Genomic DNA, 16,794 nt, shown 5'->3' with positions numbered 1-16,794 from the left:
AGAGATCATAGCGGATATATGTAGTGTTCCGATAATGCGGAATGGGAACAGGATTACAGTTCCACAGGTTGCAATTGCTTTTTGCGTCAACAAGGGAATTGTGCCAGTGTGTGGATGCCGTAAGCCGAAGCAGGTAAAAGAACTGGCGGAAGCGACAAATGTGGTTTTGACCAAGAAAGAAATAAAAATATTGGAGCTGTCCGCAGATAAGGCAAATGCCAGAATAATGGGACCTGATTTGTTCCGACCATTTGTGAAAAAGGAAAAAAGGAATTTATCCTTCTGATGATTTCCTGATGAAAAGTCTGGAAAAGGGAGAACTTTTTGTTTTGAAAGAGAATAATACATTATGTGCCTGCGTAGTTCTCAACAGTGATTACAATATGGGATATGTGGATGTACCATGGAATATAAAGTGTGAAGCGGATGAGGTATTAATTCCTCACGCACTTGCAGTATCTCCGGACTGTCAGGGACTTACAACTCTGGCTTTGGCTTATGTCATGGAAGAAGGATTGCCAAAACAATTTTCCAAAGTCCCTATCGATTCATTGGAGGCGGCTGCAAAACGACTGCATGATATGGGATATGAAAAAGTTGGACTGTGGGGCATCTCAAAAGGAGCAGAACTGGCACTGACAGCGGGAAGTCTTGCCGAGCGCAAAGTTTTTCAAAGGCGATAGAGGAAAAAACAAAGAAAACGGACGAAAAGCCAGAATGGATTCACTTGTGAAAACGTTGGAATTTGTTTCAAGGTGGTAGAAGATATATGAAAAAACAGTTTTTTGAAAACGAAAAAGATGGTTTTTATGGCACCTATTATGAGAATCCCAAAGGTGCAGACTGCGCTGTGATCGGATTGTTTGGGGATGATCCTAATGATTATATGGCGAAGTGTGGTGCGAAGTGGCTGCATAGAAAGGGGGTAAATGTTCTCTGCACGTCTCCGGGGAAAAAGAATTACAGTCATGTGAATTATCCGCTGGAACGAATTGAGACAGCTATCAAATGGCTGCAGAATCATGGAAATCGTAAGATCGGGATTATGGGAATAAGTACAACGGGTATGGATGCGTTGGTAGCTGCGTCGTATTTTCCAGATATTACGCTGACGGTTAGTTTTACTGGCAGTGATTTTGTATGGCAGGGTTTTGAACAGGGGAAAAAAGACGGTTGTAAAGAATGGCCGGTTCCAAACGCTTCCACTCTTTCCTGGAAAGGAGAGCCGCTTGCCTATATGCCATTCGTATATGAACATCCGGAATATTGGAAAAAAATAGAGGAAGAAACCAAAGGTTCAGGCGATATCGAGCGCTCCACCTGTTTGTTCATTGATTCAGAAAAAGCAAGAGAACACACGGAAGAAGAAATGATAAAGGTAGAGAAGATAAAAGGAAAGTTAATCCTTGTAGGTGCAGATGATGATTCCTTCTGGGAAGCCGGAAAATATATTCGCCGTATGGATCAGCGATTAAAAGAACGCCCTCATACCTGTGAATATGAAACCCTGATCTATGAGCACGGCACCCATTTCGTATTACCGGAATCCATGCTGCGTATCGCATTGCCTATAGGCGTTAAATTTGTCCTGAAGTTCGTTTTCAGAGCTGCAAAAGAATATCCGGATGAATGTGAAGCAGCAAGAAAAGATATTGATAAAAAAGTTTCAGCGGCATTAAAAGAGTGGATTCGATAAAAGCTGAAAAGTTTGAGGACATTTGCAAGCTGAATATTATCGATAGAGAATATTATTAGTATGGAGAAAAAAGCAATGGTGACTATATATGAGTATGGAAATCCAGCTGCGGATATTGTTTTGATCCAGTTGACTGGTGACCATGAATTATCTGTTCTTGAGAATGAGGTTGAGGAAATCAGAAAACGGACTTCAATAGATTTCTGGTTCATTGCTGCGAAAGTTGATGACTGGAACTATGAGCTGTCTCCGTGGAAAGCACCGGCGGTGTTTGGAAATGAAGATTTTGGCAATGGTGCTGCCAGGACACTGGAGCAGATTCTGACATTATGCACAGACAAAAGTAAGACATACTACATCGGAGGATACTCCCTTGCTGGTTTATTTTCATTATGGACGGTATACCAGACAGATATCTTCTCCGGAGTTGCTGCCGCCTCACCATCTGTCTGGTTTCCAGGATTTATTGATTATATGAAAGAACACGAGATAAAAAGTAAGACAGTTTACCTGAGTCTTGGAGACAGAGAAGAAAAAACAAGAAATCCTGTGATGTCGCAGGTTGGGAATTGTATCCAAAAAGGATATGATTGGCTCACGAAATGCGAGATAAACTGTACTCTGGAGTGGAATCAGGGAAATCATTTTAGAGAACCGGACATAAGAACTGCGAAAGCATTTGCCTGGGTAATGGCAGAAAATCATAGGGCATAGAACTTTTAGTCAATCATGGATGGATTTTTGAAAAAATAGTGGTATAATGTGTGTTAAATACAGCTAACTATCAATAGCTGCATAGGAAAATTTACAGAGAATTGATATCGGAGGTTTTATAAAATGGCAGTACATTCAATTGACGCAGAAGACGATCAGTTTGCATATCGTTATGACACACAGTTATTAATTGAAAGAAGAGATGAGGATCTGGATGAAGATGAAATTTCAGATTACATTACAGAGCATTTTGAGGGAAACAGCCTCATTGCAGCAGGAGATGAAGACTTGGTGAAAATTCATTTCCACACAAATGAGCCTTGGAAGATTCTGGAATATTGTAATTCCATCGGAGAAATCTTTGATATCGTAGTCGAAGATATGATCCGTCAGGCAAACGGGCAGCAGGGATGATTTTTCTGAGAAAAAATAAGATGCAGTAAGGAGACGCTTTTATCTGCATGGAAAAATACAACTCAAGTTTCAGAGACAGTAAAAGGTCATTAATGAAAGCTGAGCTGTATTTTTTATATCCTGTCTGGCTGAAAGAACACGCAGACAGTGGAGCGAATATTTCTTATGCAAGCACTTTCTACGAAAGATAAAATCGAGGCGAATGGAAGAGATAAAGACCTGGTAGATTATTTTGCGATTGGAAAGCAGATAGTAGTGGTTTCTGATGATTTTGAAACATTTTCCAGAGAAAAAGTATACCAGATTATGATGGGATGTTATAAAGAGCAGTACGCGCAGGCACTGGATGGTGTAAAAGGTGCAGAAATCACAGCATGGTGGGATCGTGCTGTTGATATCATTCCTGCAGGCGGCAGCAAGGGCGTTGCTGTAGAGAAAGTATTGGAGCACTATCACATTGACTGCTCAGAAGCAGTAGCATTTGGAGATGGAAATAATGATATGGAAATGCTGAAAGCAGCAGGTCATGGCATTGCCATGGGAAACGCTTCCGATGAACTGAAAGAAATTGCAGAGGAAGTCTGCGGACATGTGGCAGAGGATGGAATTTATTATTACTGCAAAGAACATGGACTGATATAGGAGATAAATTAAAAGGAACTGCCACTGACAGTTCCTTTAGGCTATTCAGAGAACGTATAACGGATAATATATCCATTAGAGTCGCCTGTTACAATAACAACATCTCCCTGCGGATTTTCAAAAGTGTCCATAACCGGGAATCTGCCGTGTTCTTTGACATAAGCTTCCGGGCTTTCTGCTTCTACGTCGATAAATTCGCTCTGCGCATGTCTGGAACCGCCGCAAGGATTGATGGTTTCTACAAAAACTTCATACTCTTTCATAAATGTAATCCCCTTTCCATATAGAATTGTTACCTGTATCATACCCGCAGCAAAGGGAAAAATTTTATCTATCCGCACAAATAGAGAATTTACATATTTCTATCTTGCACCGGACACAAATGATACAACATACCATATTGAATTCCGTTATGGAAGCGATGCAGATGCACTTGCAAAATATGATGCAGGTGACTATGCATACTGGCTCGCATCCGGAATCTCTACAGAATATGATGAAAAAATGGTAGACGACTGCATCCAGCTTTTCTGCGAAGAGAACCTGTCTGAGCAGTAATCCTATAAATCTGGTCCTGATAATTATGATATAAATAAAAAACATAGCGGGAATCAATATCCGGTATAAAAATGCGATGCCGGATATGGTTCCCGTTGCTTACGAAAGGAGTGAAAATTTCATGCAAAAAGAAAAAAGTGATGAGCTTTCCAAAATGTTTTCTTATGCAGGAAATTACCACAAGCTGACAATCCTTGGATGTATCTTTGCAGGGATCAGCACCATCTTTTCCATGCTGCCTTTTGTCTGTATCTGGTTTGTGATCTGTAATCTGATCCATGGATTAAGCCAGGGAGATGTGACACTTGAAACAGGAAGCAGCAGACCAGATCGTAGTGCTGGCAGAGGGAGTTGTCGCTGAGAAAGGAAACCATGAGACTCTTATGAAGAAACATGGTCTTTACAGAAAACTGGTTGATTTTCAGACAGAGTCTGCAAATTGGAAACTTTTATAAAATTATAAACAAAATTGCTTTTTTAGCAGATCAGCAAATTCTTCAATATAATACCCGGAAGGAATACCTGGTACTGCAGATGAAGTGGCAAATGTAGCCGAATTTCTGATGAGCAATAAAGTAGCATTTATCACAGGCTCCACATTCCTGATGGATGATGGCGCAACAGCATCTTATTATTATGGTCCATTGAAACCGGAGGCATAAAAAGAAAAGACTGTAAGATTTGTTATTGCCTGCAAATGAGGACATGTTATATAATGATGCCATAAACAGAGCAGGAGGTGTGTTATGTGTACACGAAATGAATTAAACATTATTTTACAAAAGATGGCACAGATATATCGGTCTGTATATGGAAAGGAACTTGTTCAGGTAATACTATATGGATCCTATGCGCGTGGTGACTATGGTCATGATTCGGATGTTGATCTTGTTGCAATCGTACGTGGAGAACGTGCTGCGCTGCAGGAACAATTAAAGAAAGTATGGGATGAATCATGTGAACTGGAACTGGAATATGATACGATTCTTTCACCAACAGTAATTCCCTATGAGGAGTTCGAAAAGTATAGAAAGGACTTACCGTATTACAGAAACATTGCACAGGAAGGAGTTATAGTAGTTGCATGAGAATCGAGAGGAACTGGTAAAATATCGTCTGAAAAGTGCAAAAGAGCGACTAAACTCTGCAAAGATATTGTTAGAGTGTGGCAGCTATAAGGACTCAATAGGAAGATCCTATTATGCAATGTTTACTGCAGTAAGAGCTTTACTGGCAAGAGATGGTATTGATTATTCTAAACATGTTGGTGTGAATTCCTGAGCCATTTATTTGAACCATTTGCCAGAGAGCATGGTGATATCAATAGCGGATATGACGCGACCAGAAAAATCCGAAGCATGGACAGACCAGACGCGAAGACAATCCCGATCATAGCCATGACTGCCAATGCATTTGTAGAAGACATCCAGGAATCAAAAGAAGCCGGAATGACAGAACATATCTCGAAGCCTCTGGATATAGATAAAGTGGTAGCTGCAATCTGTAAATATACTAGGATATTAGCTCATGAATAATGAGATTTAATTAAACCAAGTAGCGAAGCGGATGATTTTTCAGAGGTATATGTGTGTAAGCAGACCAAGAAGATATAGAAGAGGGACAATTTATGGACTTAAAACAATTACAGTATTTCGTGGCATGTGCGCAGACAGGTTCGTTTAGTGATGCGGCGAAAATTCTGTATTCTACGCAGCCGAGTGTGAGCAAGGTGATAAAATCTTTGGAAGATACGTTGGGAATGCAGCTTTTTGAGAGACTTCCGAGAGGAATCCGCCTGACTGTTCAGGGACAGAAAGTTTATCATTATGCATGCAGGATTACAAATGAAATAGATGTACTTGAAAATATGGCTTCACGAGGAATGACGAAATGGGTCAGGATTTCCATGAATCCAAGTTCCTGGTTTGCAAATCAGTTCGTGGATTTCTATAATGAAATATTCGAAAAGAACTACCATTTTCAACTGACGACAGCAGGGGTCAGAAGCGTGATGGAGAGAGTGCGGGATTACATGGACGATATAGGATTTGTCTATATTCTGAGTCATCAGCAGGAGAATTTTCTGCATGAACTGGCGAAGAATAAGATGGAATTTGTACCGATGTATGAGACAGATGTGATCTTTTATCCGGGACGGCAGACAGAATTTTATGATTCAGGAAAAGAGAGAGTTCAGTTGGAAGAACTGAAGGGAAGCAGATTTATTCAGAATTATCAGGATGAATTTTTTGATATTGGTTCCGTGCAGGAGAATGCTTTTCAATGGAAAGATTTGGATATTTCTGTCCTGACCAACAGCGATTATATTATGGAAAAAATGCTGAAGAACAGCAAAGTTTCCAATGTAAGCGGAAGTTACCTCTCAGAAAACAAAACAGGAACTACCCCGGGAATCCCGCTGGAGCTGGGGGATAATAAAGTTATTTTTGGTTATATTCTCCACAAAGGCGAAAAAACAGATGACAGTGTAGAAGAATTTCTGACGTTTTTAAAAGGCAGACTTCCGAAAAGTTAAATAAGACTTATTCCAAAACATCCGAAATATATTCAAATTTAGAATGGCACATAACCCTCCCTTGGGGTTGTGTGCTTTTTTGTCTTTTGTTAGACTTATTTGTGGATTTATAGAAATTTTGTAACTATTCAGCAGTTCATTTTTCCAGTGAAAGTACTGAACAGTTATGGAATTCAGCAAAATCCGCAGAATGTGACATTGTAGATAGAATATACAGTGTCGCATGGAAAAAGGAGAACTTATGATAAAATATATTGCAAAAAGACTTCTTCTGCTGATTCCGGTTCTGATCGGAATCACTTTTTTGTCATTTGCCATGATGCGCCTGGCAGGAGGGGATGCTGTTACCTATATGTATGAAAATGCAGGTTCGGCAGTTTCGCAGGAAGTGATTGATGAGACAAGGAAAGAATATGGTCTGGATCAGCCGTTTCTTGTCCAGTATGCGAAATGGTTCACAGGAATGGCAACCGGAGATATGGGAATCAGTTATGTATCAAAAAGAGATGTTTATGATACTTTCGTGGAAAAACTTCCTGCCACGATTCTTCTGACGATTTCTTCTGTATTACTGACAATGCTTATTTCTATTCCACTGGGAATTCTTTCGGCAGTAAAACATAACCGTTGGATTGATTATCTGATACGATTCTTCAGCTTCATCGGAAACTCGATGCCGAACTTTTTTGCAGCATTGGTATTGATGTATTTTCTGTCAATACGGCTTGGGTGGTTTCCGGTCATAACTACGGATAATACTGCGTTGAGTCTTGTGCTTCCAACTTTAACACTGGCAATCTCAATGGCTTCCAAATACACCAGACAGGTGCGGGCTACGATACTTGAGGAGTTAAATAAAGATTATGTAAAAGGTGCCAGAGCAAGAGGCGTAAGGGGAAGTGTGATCATATGGAAGAATGTTATGAAATCTTCCATGCTTACGATCATTACACTCCTTGCACTTTCCATAGGAAGCCTTTTGGGCGGAGCCACGATCGTAGAGACTATTTTTATGTGGGACGGTGTGGGAAAGATGGCAGTAGATGCCATTACTATGAGAGATTACCCGATCATTCAGGCGTATGTTGCATGGATGGCGATTATTTACGTTATTGTGAATCTTATTACGGATATCATTTATCATTATCTGGATCCCCGCGTCAGATTAGGGGGTGATCAGGCATGAGCGGAAAAAAAGTTACTGTCAGGAAACAGAAAATAAAGAAAAATCATATCAGGGAAAAATTGATTTTCTTTACAGTACTGACGCTGATCTTACTTATTGTTGCTGCCATTGCGCGAAAACTCTGCCCATATGATCCTTATGCGCAGGATTTGCTGTTAGCGCAGAAGCCACCGAGCGCAGAACATATTCTGGGGACAGACCGTTACGGAAGAGATATGTTTTCGAGAGTTCTGGTGGGAAGTACAACAAGTATTTATGCGACGCTTCTGCTTGTTTCAATTGTTACGGTTACAGGATCAGTGATCGGACTGGTCTGCGGATGGTGTGGAGGAATTGCAGATACAGTGCTGATGCGTATTTCAGATTTATTCCTTGCATTTCCAAGTCTTGTTTTTGCACTGGCAGTTGCAGGAGTCCTGGGTGGGGGAATACAGAATGCGATCATTGCGCTGGCGGTGATCGGATGGCCGAAGTTTGCAAGACTTGCAAGAGGACTGACACTGGCGCAGAAAGATTCGCCGTATCTGATGGCAGTAAAAATGTCAGGCAGCAGTGTGCCGAAAATCCTTTTTAAACATATTCTGCCCAATATTGCAGGACAGATTCTGGTAACTGCGGTTTTAGATATAGGAACTATGATGATGGAGCTTGCAGGACTTTCTTTCCTGGGACTTGGTGTGAAGCCTCCGGCAGCAGAATGGGGAAGCATGATCAACGATGGACGAAGCATGCTTCAGATTTCACCGTGGATGGTACTGGCTCCCGGTGTGGCAATTTTTATAACAGTTATGATATTTAATCTTCTTGGTGATACACTGAGAGACTATATGGATCCAAAACAAAGAGCAGAGAATAAGAGAGAGGAAAAGAAGAAATGAAAAGAAAAATTTTTGCAGCCTTACTGACAGGAACTATGCTGATTGCAGGTTTATCAACTACAGTGTTTGCGGATGGAGAGAAAACATTTGTATACGGGACAACCGGGTACAGTGAAGAAATGGGAGATGCAGGACTGAATCCTCATGATAACTATTCCGGATGGAGCGCACTTCGCTATGGTGTGGGAGAAACTCTTTTCAAATATAACGATAATATGGAAGTGGAGCCATGGCTTGCAACAGATTATGAGTTTGTGGATGATACTACGGTAAAAATAACACTTCGTGATGGAGTGAAATTTTCCAGCGGACGTACGATGGATGCAGAAGCTGTAAAGGAATGCCTGGAAGATATGATTGCAGTTCATGACCGCGCACCATATGATTTGAAAATTGATCATATAGAAGCTGATGATCTTACACTTACTATTTATACTACAGAACCATGCCCGGCAATCATTAATTATCTGGGAGATCCGTATGGTGCAATCATAGATATGGATTATGGTATTCAGGGGGAGGGCGGCTCTGCCAATGTAGCAGGAACCGGTCCTTATATTGCAGAGAAAGTTACACCAACTCAGATTGACCTTGTAAAAAATGAGGATTACTGGGGCGGTGAAGTGAACGTGGACAAAGTTACAGTCAAATCTTTTGCAGATGGAAGTGCATTGACCGCTGCCTTACAGACTGGAGATATTCAGGGAACTTATGGACTTCAGTACGATAATTATTCCCTGTTTGACGGAAACCCGGATTACACTATTAATTCCTGCGCTACAAGCCGTTGTTTCTTCGGGCAGTTTAACATGGATTCTGAAATTGTTCAGGATCAGAACGTGCGTAAGGCAATCGAAATGGGAATCGATAAAGAGGGATTTTGTTCTGTAATCATGGAAGGACGCGGAATTCCGGCAAAAGGAGCGTTTCCAAGCAGTTTTACCTATGGAAATGATGCAGTGGAGACAGTATCCTATGATCCGGAAGAAGCAAAGAAATTGCTGGAAGAGTCCGGATGGACAGATACAGACGGTGATGGATATGTTGACAAAGACGGTCAGAAACTGACCATTAACTGGCTGACTTATCCGACACGTCTGGAGCAGCCAAAGCTTGCGGAATATGCACAGGCTACTTTAAAAGATATCGGGATTGATGTATCTGTCAATAATACTTCTGATCACAGAACTTATGCAGAAAACGGAGAGTTTGATGTTTATGTAAGCTCTTTAACAACAGCGCCAACCGGTGATCCGGAATATTTCTTCAGCAGTACAGTAACTGGTTCTAAAAATTATGGAAATTATCAGAATGATGAAGTAACCAGGCTGACAGATCAGCTTCATCAGACTTTTGATACAGAGGAGAGAGGAAAACTGGCAGTAGAACTTCAGCAGAAAATTTTAGATGATGATGCGTATTTTTTTGTTTCACATTTGAACATGGGAATTGTAACAAAAGCGAATGTGACAGGAATGGCGGCGCATCCTTGTGATTATTATGAAATTACTGCGGATCTGGATGTACAGTAAAAATTGCATAAGATAAAAAAATGTAACTGCGAAAACACTGAACAGTTACACAAACACTCTTTTACTTATTGGAGAGTGTCAGTAAAAACCGGGAGAACACAATGAATTCTTTAAAAGAGAAGAATATGCCAGATCCTTTGCTGAAAGTAGATCATGTCACGATCAGCTATAATGGAGAACCGACAGTCCAGAATGTCAGCTTTGAACTGAAGCAGGGAGAAATCCTTGGGATCGTAGGAGAATCCGGAAGCGGAAAAAGTACGATCATTAAAGCTGTCATGGGACTTCTGGGAGAGGAAGGTCTGGTAACAAAAGGAGATATCTGGTATAAAGGTGAAAATCTTACCGACATGAGCGAAAAGAAACTCCGCAGATATCTGGGAACAGAAATTGGAATGGTATTTCAGGACTGCAAGGCGGCACTTTGCCCGGTACGAAAAATCGGGGTTCAGATACATGAAGCGGTGTCCGAACATGAGAGAATAACGAAAAAAGAAACTCGAAGACGTGCAGGGGAGATTATGAAGAAAATCGGTATGGATGATTATGAACGTGTTCTGGACAGTTATCCTTTTGAACTTTCCGGGGGTATGAATCAGCGTGTGGGTATCTGTACTGCAATGATCATGCACCCGAATCTTCTTCTTGCAGATGAACCTACCAGTGCATTGGATGTGACGGTGCAGAAACAGGTAGTAGAGGAACTTCTGATGATGCGAAAGGAATATCAGACAGCGATGATTCTGGTGACGCATAATATCGGTGTGGTAAGGGCGATGGCCGACCGGATACTGGTACTTCAGAATGGAATTGTCAGGGATTATGGAGAAACGGAGAATGTTCTGGATCATTCATCTGATCTTTATACACAGAAACTGATGGACTCAGTACTTCATCTGAAACGAAATCAGGAGGAGTAGACAAGTGGCGGATATAATTTTAAAAGCGGAACATCTCATAAAGACATTTATGTCTGGAAAAAAGACATTAACAGCAGTAGATGATGTCAGTTTTGAATTAAAACAGGGAGAGTGCCTGGGAATTGTAGGTGAGTCCGGTTCCGGTAAAAGCACGATCGCAAAGATGATCACGCATCTGGAAAGTATCACAGAGGGTAAAGTGACTCTGAAAGGGAAAGATATTACGCATGTAAAGGGAAAAGAACTTCGGGAAATTTACCGGGATATGCAGATGGTATTTCAGATGCCGATGGAATCCTTTGATCCGCGTTGTACGCTTGGTGACGGGATAGGAGAGAGTCTGCAGAATATGGGGATAAGCCGTGCAGAAACCCGTAGAAAAGTAGAGGAACTTCTGGAAAGATGTGGATTGGAAAAAGAATATGCAGACCGCTATCCGCATCAGGTAAGCGGCGGCCAGTGCCAGAGAGCTGCAATCGCCAGGGCACTGGCAGTAAATCCATCCATTCTGATCTGTGATGAAGCAACCAGTGCATTGGATGTGACGGTGCAGAAACAGATTCTGGAGTTACTGATTGAATTAAAACAGAAAGAAAACCTTTCCTTTATTCTCATTTGCCATGATCTGGCACTGGTTCAGGCATTCTGCGACAGAGTTATTGTCCTTTATCGTGGAAAGACTGTGGAGAGCGGAACGCCGGATGAGATAATTGAGCATCCAAAGATGGATTACACAAGAAAGCTGATTGATTCTGTATTATAAGCAATTGCATATTTCAGTAGTCTGTAGATATGAAGGTATTGAATAGTTATATTGATCATAAAAAAAGTACTTCCTGCGGATAGAAGTACTTTTTTTATTGCGACGCATCAGGAGGGAGCTGTCAGTAACAGATCCGGCAGGTAGGGAATTTGATGCGTATTGCGCGGAGGTCTGTGCACTTTATTTGTTGTTTGACAAAATCTTTGTGCTGATACATCGATAATCAGGTATCTGTCTGCTACGTTACTGAGTTATCTCTGTACGGATTATATTTTATCAAAATAGTCTGCCAGAACAAGCCTCCCAGGGGGATTTTAAGATATGAAAAATGTGCGTGGAACCATGCCGGATAAGAATGGGTATATAACCCCCAGGGTAGGTTGTTGATACTTTAACATGGTGATACAATGCAGTTAATTACGAGGTGCGCGCCAAATAAAATAACATTTTCACTGGAAAGGAAGTATATTTATGCATATACCTGAGAATTATTTGAGTCCGTCAACATGTGCGGTAATGACAGCTGCCATGCTTCCGGTGTGGGGATTTTCCATTAATAAAATAAAAACGGAGATACCAAAATCAAAGATGCCGCTTCTTGGCATAGGAGCTGCTTTTTCGTTTTTGGGAATGATGTTTAACGTTCCGCTTCCGGGAGGCACAACGGGACATGCAGTAGGAGGAACTCTTATTGCTATTTTGACTGGCAGTCCTGCGGCCGGGTGTATATCGGTTTCCATTGCACTGTTGATACAGGCACTCCTTTTTGGAGATGGTGGAATTCTTGCATTTGGAGCAAACTGTTTTAATATGGCGTTTGTATTGCCATATCTTGGATTCTTTTTATATAAACTGTTAATGAAGAAGACAGGTATGCGTAAACTCAGCGCAGCAATCGGTGCATACATAGGAATTAATGCGGCAGCCTTTTGCGCAGCTGTTGAATTTGGCATTCAGCCATTACTGTTTAAAAATGCAGAAGGCCAAGCTCTTTACTGCCCATATCCGTTAAGTGTATCCATACCGGCAATGATGATTGGACATATTACGTTATTTGGGCTGGCAGAGATTATTTTAACGGTAGTGGTACTGACTTTTGTTGAGAAGGTTACACCGAAGGCTCTGGACGCGGTTCCGGATAAAACGGCATTTAAACCACTGTATATGCTTATGGCTGTTCTCATTGTGCTGACTCCGCTAGGACTTCTGGCAACTGGTACTGCCTGGGGCGAATGGGGGGCTGATGAGATAGCGAGTCTGATCAGCGGTGGAAGCCCATTGGGATATACTCCGGCAGGAATGGTAAATGGATTTGAATTGTCGGCACTGTTTCCTGATTATTCAATGTCTGGATTACCTGAATGGACCGGATATATTCTTTCAGCTGTTGTTGGTGTGGCACTTTTGGTGATTATTTTTAAAATTATTTCTTCTATGATGAAAGAAAAAGTTGATTTTAAGAAGAAAGCAGCATAACGAATGAAAGATTATAAAAACGAAGAAGCAATGCTTCCAGACTGGATGTGCTCTCAGGAAAAATATGTTCCGTCTGAAGATAAAGAAGCGTTTTTAACAAAAAGCACTAAATCAATTTTATCTGTGCTTGCAAAAATGCAGTTTCATGAAGGGAAGGATGGCAGATTTTCTGCTACTCCTTCTCTGAAATTATTTTATACACTTATTTATATTATTCTTACGGCCTGTTCCGGGAATTATTTGTTTACGCTGATTATGTGCGTAGCTGTGACAGTCAGGCTTGCTTTTTTTTCGGCGAAATCTATTCGTCAGATTCTGAGAGGAACGGCAGGTGCAGTTCTGGTTTCAGCATTAATTCTTCTGCCGTCTGTATTCATGGGAACTCCCCAGACTTTAATGAATGTTACATCCAGAGTGTATGTGTCTGTAACTTTGATCGGTATTTTGTCAGCAGGAACATCATGGAATAAACTGACAGGAAGTATGAGAACTTTTCGACTGCCATCAATATTTGTTTTTACACTGGATATTACCTTAAAGTATATTTCTGTTCTGGGAGAGATGTGTGCGGATATTCTGACATCTGTTCGCTTGAGATCTGTAGGAAAAAATCCTCAGAAAGCAAAAGCTTTGTCAGGAGTATTAGGAATATCGTTTTTGAAGTCAGGTGAGATGGCAGAGGAAATGCATGCAGCAATGTGTTGCCGTGGATTTACCGGAGAGTATAAGAAAAATCGGAGATATAAATTGTGTGCAGCGGATATTTTCTGCACAGTTATAATGTCAGGATGTATGGCGTTGTTCTGGTATCTGAACAGGTAGCTATAAACTGATATGAAAAAGGAATGACGAAAATTATGATCAGACTTGAGAATGTATGTTTCGCATACGAAAAAGAAATTGCACTGAGATATGTGAATCTTCATATTAAAAAAGGAGATTCTGTGGTTATCCAGGGACCAAACGGTTGTGGAAAATCAACGCTTATTAAATTATTGAATGGGATTATTTTTCCGGCGGAAGGAAAATATTTATATCAGGGATATGAAATTAATGAAAAGACATTAAAAGACAGCAGGTTTGCAAAATGGTTTCATCAGCAGATGGGATATGTGTTTCAGAATGCGGATACCCAGTTGTTTTGCGGAAGTGTAGAAGAGGAAATTGCGTTTGGACCGATTCAAATGGGATTGCCGGAAACAGAGATAAGGAAAAGAACAGAAGACTGTCTGCATTTGTTTGGAATAGAAAAACTTAGAGAAAGACCACCTTATCATTTAAGCGGTGGAGAGAAAAGAAAGGTTTCGCTTGCATGTATTCTTTCACTGAATCCGGAGGTTTTGATTCTTGATGAACCACTTGCCGGGCTTGATGAAAAAACACAGGATATGCTGATAAATTTTTTGCAGAATTTTCATAATGCAGGAAAAACCCTGATTACGATTACACATAACAGACAGTTGGCAGACGCCATTGGTACCAGATTTGCATATATGAATGAAGAACATGAACTGAAGACAGAATAAAATAATTGAATATTTATCCAAAAAAAGTACTTCCTGCGGATAGAAGTACTTTTTTGCTGCGTATCAGGTGGAAGCTGTTAGTAACAGATCCGGCAGGCAGGGAATTTGATACGTATTTCGCGGAGGTCTGTGCACTGGAACAAGTCTTCCGGAATTTTTTGATATAAAAAAACGTGTGAAACCATGCCAGATATGAATGGGTAAATATCCCCCATAGGTGGTTATACAGTATGTGAAATAATGATATACTGTCAATATTCATCTGTGCACAATATACAAAGAGATAATAAAAAACTGTTGGTAGATACAGCATTGTGCATGAGTAAAGTAAAGGAGAAAATTATAGATGAAGAGAAAGTTATTGGCAATTCTGATGGCAGTATGTATGACTGCAACATTCGTGGGAGGAAGTACGGCAGTATGGGCAGCGCAGGAACAGAGTACAGGAAAAGATGAAGTAATCGTGACAATGCCGACAACATCAGAACCGGAAGCAGGTTTTGACCCTGCATATGGATGGGGAGCCGGAGAGCATGTACACGAGCCGTTGATTCAGAGTACTCTGACTGTTACAAACACGGATCTGTCCATAGGAATGGATCTTGCAACCGATTATTCAGTAAGCGAAGACGGACTGACATGGACTGTGAAAATCCGTGATGATGTGAAATTTACAGACGGTGAGCCGCTGACAGCAGACGATGTGGCATTTACATACAATAACTGTCGTGACAACAGCTCCGTGAATGATTTTTCCATGCTGAAAGAAGCAGTGGCAGTGGATGATACTACAGTAGAGTTTCATATGAATACTCCGTTTGCTGTCTGGCCGTATACTATGGCAATCGTAGGAATCGTACCGGAACACGCATATGATGAAAATTATGGTCAGAATCCGATTGGTTCCGGTCGTTATATCATGAAACAGTGGGATAAAGGACAGCAGGTAATTTTTGAAGCAAATCCGGATTATTACGGGGAAGTACCGACGATAAAAAAAGTGACGGTACTTTTCATGGAAGAGGATGCAGCACTGGCAGCGGCACAGGCGGGAACAGTAGATGTTGCACATACAGCAGCTTCTTATTCCGATATGACTGTGGATGGATATGATCTGTTCAGTGTGCGGACGGTTGATAACCGAGGATTCAATCTTCCTGCAACAGCGGCAGAGGAGATTGATGGTGTAACTTATGGAAATGATTTTACCACTGATGTGGAAGTAAGACGTGCGATCAATATTGGAATTGACCGTGAGGAAATGATCCAGAACGTACTGAATGGTTACGGAACACCTGCATACAGTGTCTGTGACAAAATGCCGTGGTATAACGAAGCGGCAGAAGTTGAATATGATCAGGACAAGGCTAGGGAACTTCTGGACGCAGCAGGATGGGAAACCGGGGATGACGGTATCCGTGAGAAAGACGGCATCCGCGCAGAACTGACTATGCTTTATCCGGCATCGGATTCTGTACGCCAGGCACTGGCAGAAGATACGAAGAATCAGCTTACCGAACTTGGAATCGAAGTGACGACAGAAGGCGTTGACTGGGATACTGCATATACCAGAGCGGAGTCAGAACCGCTTGTATGGGGATGGGGAGCACATACTCCGATGGAACTCTATAATATTTATCATACAATGAATGAAACAGGACTGGCAGAGTATTCTCCATATTCCAATGAAACGGTTGATAAATATATGGATGAAGCATTGGAATCCAGTGACCTGGAGAATTCCTACGATCTCTGGAAAAAGGCACAGTGGGACGGCGAGACAGGAATTACACAGGACGGCGATATTCCGTGGATCTGGCTTTGCAATATCGATCATCTGTATTTCGTAAAAGACGGTCTTAAGATTGCAGATCAGAAGATTCATCCACATGGACATGGCTGGTCAATTGTGAATAATGTAGATCAGTGGAGCTGGGAATAGTTCATATGAAG

At 41.2% G+C, this 16,794-nt stretch carries 24 protein-coding genes; 23 read left to right on the top strand and 1 reads right to left on the bottom strand.

Going from position 1 to position 16,794, the window contains the following annotated elements; genetic code table 11:
- Positions 1-34: 34 nt before the first annotated feature.
- The 6 genes from KQI87_RS13145 to KQI87_RS13120 all read left to right on the top strand — a co-directional run bounded on the left by KQI87_RS13145 (position 35) and on the right by KQI87_RS13120 (position 3,466).
- Positions 35-286 carry an aldo/keto reductase gene (locus tag KQI87_RS13145; protein WP_216460530.1) on the top strand — a complete coding sequence of 84 codons (252 nt, stop codon included), beginning with the start codon at positions 35-37 and terminating at the stop codon, positions 284-286.
- A gap of 43 nt (positions 287-329) precedes the next feature.
- Positions 330-683, top strand: a complete 354-nt coding sequence (locus tag KQI87_RS13140; RefSeq protein ID WP_216460529.1) for a hypothetical protein — start codon at positions 330-332, stop codon at positions 681-683.
- An 86-nt stretch (positions 684-769) separates the two neighbouring features.
- A complete protein-coding gene (locus KQI87_RS13135) occupies positions 770-1,696 on the top strand; it encodes an acyl-CoA thioester hydrolase/BAAT C-terminal domain-containing protein (RefSeq protein WP_216460528.1) in 927 nt (308 codons plus the stop codon).
- A gap of 60 nt (positions 1,697-1,756) precedes the next feature.
- The gene (locus KQI87_RS13130; protein WP_253292520.1) at positions 1,757-2,410 is read left to right on the top strand and encodes an esterase; all 654 of its coding nucleotides are present in this window, start codon (positions 1,757-1,759) and stop codon (positions 2,408-2,410) included.
- A 123-nt stretch (positions 2,411-2,533) separates the two neighbouring features.
- A complete protein-coding gene (locus tag KQI87_RS13125) occupies positions 2,534-2,824 on the top strand; it encodes a hypothetical protein (RefSeq protein WP_119234496.1) in 291 nt (96 codons plus the stop codon).
- 165 nt (positions 2,825-2,989) lie between these two features.
- Positions 2,990-3,466: an HAD family hydrolase gene (locus KQI87_RS13120; protein ID WP_216460527.1), complete on the top strand. Its 477-nt coding sequence runs from the start codon at positions 2,990-2,992 to the stop codon at positions 3,464-3,466.
- Between the two features lie 41 nt (positions 3,467-3,507).
- Here KQI87_RS13120 and KQI87_RS13115 read toward each other — a convergent pair whose 3' ends face one another.
- Positions 3,508-3,729, bottom strand: a complete 222-nt coding sequence (locus tag KQI87_RS13115) for a hypothetical protein (RefSeq protein WP_216460526.1) — start codon at positions 3,727-3,729, stop codon at positions 3,508-3,510.
- On the opposite strand from KQI87_RS13115, the gene KQI87_RS16655 reads away from it, so the two are divergent.
- The 17 genes from KQI87_RS16655 to KQI87_RS13030 all read left to right on the top strand — a co-directional run bounded on the left by KQI87_RS16655 (position 3,698) and on the right by KQI87_RS13030 (position 16,783).
- On the top strand, positions 3,698-4,024 hold the full coding sequence (locus KQI87_RS16655; protein WP_253292519.1) for a hypothetical protein: 327 nt from the start codon (positions 3,698-3,700) through the stop codon (positions 4,022-4,024). The genes KQI87_RS13115 and KQI87_RS16655 overlap by 32 nt on opposite strands.
- A gap of 121 nt (positions 4,025-4,145) precedes the next feature.
- Positions 4,146-4,385, top strand: a complete 240-nt coding sequence (locus tag KQI87_RS13105; RefSeq protein ID WP_216460525.1) for a hypothetical protein — start codon at positions 4,146-4,148, stop codon at positions 4,383-4,385.
- On the top strand, positions 4,330-4,479 hold the full coding sequence (locus KQI87_RS13100) for a hypothetical protein (protein ID WP_216460524.1): 150 nt from the start codon (positions 4,330-4,332) through the stop codon (positions 4,477-4,479). Before KQI87_RS13105 ends, KQI87_RS13100 begins: the two co-directional genes overlap by 56 nt.
- 63 nt (positions 4,480-4,542) lie before the next feature.
- Entirely contained in the window at positions 4,543-4,686 is a 144-nt protein-coding gene (locus KQI87_RS13095; protein WP_330655858.1) for a hypothetical protein, read from the top strand.
- Positions 4,687-4,770: 84 nt separating this feature from the next.
- Positions 4,771-5,112 (top strand): nucleotidyltransferase domain-containing protein, encoded by a 342-nt coding sequence (locus KQI87_RS13090; protein WP_216460523.1) that lies wholly within the window; start codon positions 4,771-4,773, stop codon positions 5,110-5,112.
- Positions 5,105-5,305, top strand: a complete 201-nt coding sequence (locus KQI87_RS13085) for a HEPN domain-containing protein (RefSeq protein WP_253292518.1) — start codon at positions 5,105-5,107, stop codon at positions 5,303-5,305. The genes KQI87_RS13090 and KQI87_RS13085 overlap by 8 nt, the downstream gene beginning before the upstream one ends.
- Positions 5,302-5,559, top strand: a complete 258-nt coding sequence (locus tag KQI87_RS13080) for a response regulator (protein WP_256444831.1) — start codon at positions 5,302-5,304, stop codon at positions 5,557-5,559. Before KQI87_RS13085 ends, KQI87_RS13080 begins: the two co-directional genes overlap by 4 nt.
- Before the next feature lie 92 nt (positions 5,560-5,651).
- Entirely contained in the window at positions 5,652-6,560 is a 909-nt protein-coding gene (locus KQI87_RS13075; RefSeq protein ID WP_216460521.1) for a LysR family transcriptional regulator, read from the top strand.
- A 241-nt stretch (positions 6,561-6,801) separates the two neighbouring features.
- On the top strand, positions 6,802-7,746 hold the full coding sequence (gene nikB / locus KQI87_RS13070) for a nickel ABC transporter permease (protein WP_216460520.1): 945 nt from the start codon (positions 6,802-6,804) through the stop codon (positions 7,744-7,746).
- A complete protein-coding gene (gene nikC / locus KQI87_RS13065) occupies positions 7,743-8,624 on the top strand; it encodes a nickel transporter permease (RefSeq protein ID WP_216460519.1) in 882 nt (293 codons plus the stop codon). The genes nikB and nikC overlap by 4 nt, the downstream gene beginning before the upstream one ends.
- Positions 8,621-10,156 (top strand): ABC transporter substrate-binding protein, encoded by a 1,536-nt coding sequence (locus KQI87_RS13060; protein ID WP_216460518.1) that lies wholly within the window; start codon positions 8,621-8,623, stop codon positions 10,154-10,156. Before nikC ends, KQI87_RS13060 begins: the two co-directional genes overlap by 4 nt.
- A 101-nt stretch (positions 10,157-10,257) precedes the next feature.
- Complete coding sequence (locus KQI87_RS13055; protein WP_253292517.1) at positions 10,258-11,076, top strand: ABC transporter ATP-binding protein; 819 nt, start codon at positions 10,258-10,260, stop codon at positions 11,074-11,076.
- 4 nt (positions 11,077-11,080) lie between these two features.
- Positions 11,081-11,839 carry an ABC transporter ATP-binding protein gene (locus KQI87_RS13050; protein WP_320813649.1) on the top strand — a complete coding sequence of 253 codons (759 nt, stop codon included), beginning with the start codon at positions 11,081-11,083 and terminating at the stop codon, positions 11,837-11,839.
- Positions 11,840-12,310: 471 nt separating this feature from the next.
- Positions 12,311-13,315 (top strand): cobalt transporter CbiM, encoded by a 1,005-nt coding sequence (cbiM, locus tag KQI87_RS13045; protein WP_216460517.1) that lies wholly within the window; start codon positions 12,311-12,313, stop codon positions 13,313-13,315.
- Between the two features lie 3 nt (positions 13,316-13,318).
- Positions 13,319-14,137, top strand: a complete 819-nt coding sequence (locus KQI87_RS13040) for an energy-coupling factor transporter transmembrane component T family protein (protein WP_216460516.1) — start codon at positions 13,319-13,321, stop codon at positions 14,135-14,137.
- Between the two features lie 35 nt (positions 14,138-14,172).
- Positions 14,173-14,841 carry an energy-coupling factor ABC transporter ATP-binding protein gene (locus tag KQI87_RS13035; protein ID WP_216460515.1) on the top strand — a complete coding sequence of 223 codons (669 nt, stop codon included), beginning with the start codon at positions 14,173-14,175 and terminating at the stop codon, positions 14,839-14,841.
- 346 nt (positions 14,842-15,187) lie between these two features.
- Positions 15,188-16,783, top strand: a complete 1,596-nt coding sequence (locus tag KQI87_RS13030) for an ABC transporter substrate-binding protein (RefSeq protein WP_216460514.1) — start codon at positions 15,188-15,190, stop codon at positions 16,781-16,783.
- Positions 16,784-16,794 lie beyond the last annotated feature (11 nt).

Origin of the sequence: Blautia sp. MSJ-9 (genome assembly GCF_018919065.1) — a bacterium.
Taxonomy (GTDB): Bacteria; Bacillota; Clostridia; order Lachnospirales; family Lachnospiraceae; genus Blautia_A.
This window is presented reverse-complemented; position numbering and strand designations above follow the sequence as displayed.

Bases quoted from the DNA above. Each gene is read 5' to 3' on its own strand.
- KQI87_RS13145 (WP_216460530.1), top strand. From the start codon at position 35: ATGCGGAATGGGAACAGGATTACAGTTCCACAGGTTGCAATTGCTTTT.
- KQI87_RS13135 (WP_216460528.1), top strand. From the start codon at position 770: ATGAAAAAACAGTTTTTTGAAAACGAAAAAGATGGTTTTTATGGCACC.
- KQI87_RS13130 (WP_253292520.1), top strand. From the start codon at position 1,757: ATGGAGAAAAAAGCAATGGTGACTATATATGAGTATGGAAATCCAGCT.
- KQI87_RS13125 (WP_119234496.1), top strand. From the start codon at position 2,534: ATGGCAGTACATTCAATTGACGCAGAAGACGATCAGTTTGCATATCGT.
- KQI87_RS13120 (WP_216460527.1), top strand. From the start codon at position 2,990: ATGCAAGCACTTTCTACGAAAGATAAAATCGAGGCGAATGGAAGAGAT.
- KQI87_RS16655 (WP_253292519.1), top strand. From the start codon at position 3,698: ATGGTTTCTACAAAAACTTCATACTCTTTCATAAATGTAATCCCCTTT.
- KQI87_RS13115 (WP_216460526.1), bottom strand. From the start codon at position 3,729: ATGAAAGAGTATGAAGTTTTTGTAGAAACCATCAATCCTTGCGGCGGT.
- KQI87_RS13105 (WP_216460525.1), top strand. From the start codon at position 4,146: ATGCAAAAAGAAAAAAGTGATGAGCTTTCCAAAATGTTTTCTTATGCA.
- KQI87_RS13090 (WP_216460523.1), top strand. From the start codon at position 4,771: ATGTGTACACGAAATGAATTAAACATTATTTTACAAAAGATGGCACAG.
- KQI87_RS13075 (WP_216460521.1), top strand. From the start codon at position 5,652: ATGGACTTAAAACAATTACAGTATTTCGTGGCATGTGCGCAGACAGGT.
- nikB (WP_216460520.1), top strand. From the start codon at position 6,802: ATGATAAAATATATTGCAAAAAGACTTCTTCTGCTGATTCCGGTTCTG.
- nikC (WP_216460519.1), top strand. From the start codon at position 7,743: ATGAGCGGAAAAAAAGTTACTGTCAGGAAACAGAAAATAAAGAAAAAT.
- KQI87_RS13060 (WP_216460518.1), top strand. From the start codon at position 8,621: ATGAAAAGAAAAATTTTTGCAGCCTTACTGACAGGAACTATGCTGATT.
- KQI87_RS13055 (WP_253292517.1), top strand. From the start codon at position 10,258: ATGAATTCTTTAAAAGAGAAGAATATGCCAGATCCTTTGCTGAAAGTA.
- cbiM (WP_216460517.1), top strand. From the start codon at position 12,311: ATGCATATACCTGAGAATTATTTGAGTCCGTCAACATGTGCGGTAATG.
- KQI87_RS13040 (WP_216460516.1), top strand. From the start codon at position 13,319: ATGAAAGATTATAAAAACGAAGAAGCAATGCTTCCAGACTGGATGTGC.
- KQI87_RS13035 (WP_216460515.1), top strand. From the start codon at position 14,173: ATGATCAGACTTGAGAATGTATGTTTCGCATACGAAAAAGAAATTGCA.
- KQI87_RS13030 (WP_216460514.1), top strand. From the start codon at position 15,188: ATGAAGAGAAAGTTATTGGCAATTCTGATGGCAGTATGTATGACTGCA.